The sequence below is a fragment of the Janthinobacterium sp. AD80 genome, from assembly GCF_002878455.1.
In the GTDB taxonomy this organism is placed as follows: Bacteria; Pseudomonadota; Gammaproteobacteria; order Burkholderiales; family Burkholderiaceae_D; genus Janthinobacterium.
Genome location: NZ_NRDQ01000379.1, coordinates 1 through 819, shown reverse-complemented (window position 1 = coordinate 819; position 819 = coordinate 1). Strand labels below are relative to the sequence as shown.

Here is an 819-nt window from a genome sequence, read left to right as displayed (position 1 = left end):
AGGTTTTGCAGGAAAACTGAGCGTCAAACAGCAAAGGCAGCGCGCAGCGCTGCTTTTTTTCGTCTTTTTTATGCTTTGGCTACCCTGGCCGGCTGGCGTAGTTGTCGGATTACGCGCGGCCTTGCCGCGCTAATCCGACCTACCCGGCCTGGCCAGCCGCAAACGAACGTAGGTCGCTTAGCGCGCAGCGCGTAAGCCGACACCACCTGCGGCGTATCACGCAAACAAAACCACCAGACGAAAAAAACCCGCCAATTGCTTGACGGGTTTTTCTCTACTGCGAATAACAAGCCTGACGATAACCTACTTTCACACTGGTTGCAGCACTATCATCGGCGCAAAGTTGTTTCACGGTCCTGTTCGGGATGGGAAGGGGTGGGACCAACTTGCTATGGTCATCAGGCATAACTTGTACTGGCGCTTGTCTCCTGTAGGACGACAAGGCCATGAATCTGGAAGAAGCAAAGATTGGGGTAATGACTGGTTGTATCAACACACACGCAACGTTGTACCATCTTATCCTCTGTACCTGCTAAGGTTATAGGGACAAGCCGTACGGGCAATTAGTACTGGTTAGCTTAATGCATTACTGCACTTCCACACCCAGCCTATCAACGTCCTGGTCTCGAACGACCCTTCAAAGAGCTCAAGGCTCTGGGAAATCTCATCTCAAGGCAAGTTTCCCGCTTAGATGCTTTCAGCGGTTATCTCTTCCGAACTTAGCTACCCGGCAATGCCACTGGCGTGACAACCGGTACACCAGAGGTTCGTCCACTCCGGTCCTCTCGTACTAGGAGCAGCCCCCTTCAAATTTCCAAC

Annotated in this window: 2 rRNA genes; both read right to left on the bottom strand. The window is 52.4% G+C overall.

The annotated features are described in order from the left end of the window. Positions 1-290: 290 nt before the first annotated feature. A 5S ribosomal RNA gene (gene rrf, locus JaAD80_RS29850) occupies positions 291-403 on the bottom strand. Between the two features lie 139 nt (positions 404-542). After that, positions 543-819: ribosomal RNA gene (locus JaAD80_RS29845) — 23S ribosomal RNA — on the bottom strand; the annotation flags it as partial.